This is a genomic window from Desulfatiglans anilini DSM 4660, from assembly GCF_000422285.1.
Classification (GTDB): domain Bacteria; phylum Desulfobacterota; class DSM-4660; order Desulfatiglandales; family Desulfatiglandaceae; genus Desulfatiglans; species Desulfatiglans anilini.
Genome location: NZ_AULM01000085.1, coordinates 1 through 3,642, shown reverse-complemented (window position 1 = coordinate 3,642; position 3,642 = coordinate 1). Strand labels below are relative to the sequence as shown.

Below are 3,642 nucleotides of genomic sequence, written 5' to 3'. Positions count from 1 at the left end.
CAGCCGTTTGCCGCCCTGTGCACAGCTATGCCCCGGTACTCTCCCTGATCGTTTTTAAACCCTCCATTCTGTCCATTTTTTGACCGGCGTTAATAGTCCACTATCCTGTGGATGATACTCGTTCGGAATCAGGTGGAACTTCCCCAGGTGCGAACCTCCACCGAGAAATCCGAGCCCAGCCGAAAAGAGCGGATGACCGCCTTTGGGGCGGCGGGGGTCGCTGACCCAGTCCCCTTCGTCGATATAACAGGCACTTTGCTCCTTCGCACTCCGGATATCCTCTTTCTTGAGCGTCGAAAGGATTCCAGACCCCAGCCCGAGAGGATTGAAGACCTCAAACGGGACATGGTGCTTCGCCCCTGCATAGGCCGCTATCGCCCCGCCCATGGAGTGCCCGACCAGCTTGAGGTGATGACAAGGCTGTTTTTCGCGCACGGTTTTCTCGATATCGGAGACGAGTCGATCAGCCTGCGATAATTTTTTGGGCACCAGCCCGGCAAGGATCTCTGCACACCTCACGGTATCTTCCAAGGAAGACATCCCCGGAAAGGCGATCACGAACTCGTCGAGGGCATCATTCTTCCAAAACAAGGCCGTCAGGTCGGGGTAGTGGACGAGGGTGCCGTTCTGTTTGCGGGCGATCATTCTGGACAAAGACTTTTCGGTCTTACTGGATGCCTCGATCAGACGCCATTCCCCCTGCGCAATCCCCTGGTTCAGGAGAAAGTACTCACGGAGCCGGCCCAGTTTTTGGAGGTGCAATTCCACCTTTCCGGATATCTTTCCCCAATGGACCGATTTGCTGCCGATCCGGATGGACTCATCTCCCGTCGGTACAAACCGGCATTCTCTAAACCCAGAAGAAGTATCGTCCACCATCTGGCCGATGGTCTCTTGTTCAGGGAGCGTAACAAGATGAACGTCTTTTACGTTCGGAGGAGACAGCTTGCGGATGGTGGCAGCGCTGATGGAAGGGATCATCCACTGCGCCTGATTGACCGCCACAAGGAACTTATCAAAATTGCTGGATGGTTTGATGGCCGTTCGATGCCTTCTATGCTGTTCTGATGGATACATTCGAGGTGTTGGTGTGCTTACATGGTCCAATCTAATTCGACTATCGCACATGATATACCTCCATAGAAGTTCATTGTTAAAACAAATGCATTTTTATAATTCATTCATTTTCTTGCCGGCTGTTTGTCTATATTCATCCCTTTTCACACAGTAAATCTTCCATAGTGTCTTACCACAGTCTGTATAAATGTCAAAGTCTATGCAATCAATTTCATGTTTCCTTGTAAAAGGCCATGAGATAATCTCTTTCCGATCGGATCGTTTTTCGACATCGAAAAACGTATTGCATATTCTGTGAACACCGCCACCCAGGCTATATCTGTGTATCGCCAGGCACTCGATGCATATTTTACGATCACCAAGGGATCGGCTCAGGTCCTCCCAAAGTTGTAGAAATTCGCTTTGAGCATCCCAAAAATCTTCCCGTCCTTTACCGTAATAAGGCACTTTTTTCGGGGTAATCCAAAAGCTCCGGAAGGGCGGGTTCTTACGAAGGCGGTAAACTTCTTCGACATCGTCTTGCAGCTCATCCAGATAGGCATCCATTTGAGGCTTTGATGAAAGGAACTCGCCCTGCATTTGCTCAGTCACCTGCTCGTAGATCGGATCGTAAATATAACTGAGAGGACCCCGGGTCGGGTCGCCCAATTCCTCGCACCTCCGTTGAACTTCCGCCTTCCAACGTCCATAATAAGGGAGCCAGGATTGACGTTCGCACTCGAAGTATGGCTCGGTCTTCTTCTTTTTACGAAGCTCGATGATCGGTCCACCGCGGGTCCGCCTCCCCTTCAAGAACCGCCACCTGGATCTTTTCTCTTCCAGCGGCACCCCGTAGGCATGATTCACCCAGATATCCCTCACCACCCCCAGAACCGCCTTCTGCTCTTTATCGGAGATGAGCAACTTCCGCATGACATCCTTGGCCCTCCGGATCGTTTTCTCGTAATGCGCTGGATTGGGGTCTTCGTGCATGGATTTCAAAGGAGCGCCGGTATCGGCGCGTTCGGGCCGGATTCGATACAGCTGCACCTTCAACCCTTCCTTCGCTGATTCCTTTTCGGCTTCCGGCAAGGGACCGGAACCGAGGACACTCGTCGGCTTTGCGGGCGGAGAAAACTGCTCGAGCGGCTTCGAAAAGGATTCACCGAGTCCGGGAAAAAGCAGGTCGGGAATGGACGGCGGGCGATGGCCGGAGGGAGTAGTCCAAGGGGACGGAACGGGGTTCGAAGGGTCAAGAAAGTTGTACTTCGCGGGATCGATAAAATTCAGCGGCCTTTCAGGGGGCGTGGGCCGTTGATTCAGGGCGGTGGAGTCCTCCATCTCCCTGTCCCTTTTTTGGGCCTTCTCATTACGATCGGCGGCAGCAGAGGTCTTTTTCCTGCGATAGAGTTCCTTTCTCAGATGCGGCATTCGTCTTTCTTTTTTCAATGCGGGCCTTCGCCCGGGCCTATCGTTTACACCATGGTTGCGGATGCCGGGGACGGCCTCCCGCTCGATCGGGGGGTGGGCCTCCATAGCCCTGGTGATCACGTCGATGATCCCGCGCACCTCAGATGGCGGCAGGCTCCGTGTGCCGTTTTCAAACGACCAGGGATCCATCAGATCATAGGAGACGATCGGCGTGAGACGGGGGCGGTTCTTGAGGTCCTGAAGGTCGGAGCGGAGCCGGTCCATGGCAGCTGCGGAATGCAGGGGAAACATATCCGGCTCGATGAGCGGGGCGATCAGATCCTGCAGCTCTAACGGTTGCTCGGCGTCCTCGAGCAAACGGTCGCTCGATTCGATCAGATCCCTCAGATTATAAAGGAAATAGTCCTTTCCCAGCGGCAGATCGATCAGACGCGCGAGGTCGCTCTCCACACGGGAAAGGGCCCTCGCCTTTCTCTCCTCGAGGCTCGGCATGCACCCGCACCAGGGCCTATGTTCAAAATCTCGCCGACGCAGGGCGACCGTTTCCGGATCGCCGCCTTGCTTGACCTTGAAGCTTCGGGCGGCGAGATCCAGTTCAAAAGGGATTTGCCGATGGCTGAACGAGATGGTGGTGATCGGAGGCATCGGGTTCCTGCTCATGAGGGTTCATTGAAGGAACTCAAACGGTCAAAAAGGGTGAAGCAGGATCTGTGCCACACCACCAGGCGGCAGGTGGAGGGGGTGGTTCCTGCCGTTCGGGTGGTTGAATGCCGGATCGGGACGGAAGGAGAGCGAAACCGAAAGCAAAAACCCATGGCGCATGCACAAACAACAGTGCATCGCACATCCTCTGCGAGGCGGGTTGTCCTGACCACGACGGGCCTTCGTGTGCGGGACCTCCCAAAATAGGCGTTCTTGAGAGCGGATGACCTTTTGCGCACTGCAATTCATGGATCCTATCCGGCACAAAACGTGCTTCCAGCAGCATGGATCGAGAGAGAGGGACCATCCCTATTCCTTCGGGGATGGAGCCGCCGCAAAACCATGAGTTCTCAGAGAGGTGAGTTCCCACCCTCCCGGAGCATGCAGCCGCCCCCCTGCCCGGTTTGAAGCTTGACGAGACGAGGGAGCACGTTTAACATGACCTCAGATAAG

Annotated in this window: 2 protein-coding genes; both read right to left on the bottom strand. The window is 54.6% G+C overall.

The window, feature by feature from the left end:
• Nucleotides 1-54: 54 nt before the first annotated feature.
• Entirely contained in the window at nt 55-981 is a 927-nt protein-coding gene (locus H567_RS0121045) for a hypothetical protein (protein WP_035255642.1), read from the bottom strand.
• A gap of 189 nt (nt 982-1,170) precedes the next feature.
• The gene (locus H567_RS0121040) at nt 1,171-3,132 is read right to left on the bottom strand and encodes a hypothetical protein (RefSeq protein WP_028322896.1); all 1,962 of its coding nucleotides are present in this window, start codon (nt 3,130-3,132) and stop codon (nt 1,171-1,173) included.
• Nucleotides 3,133-3,642: the final 510 nt, after the last annotated feature.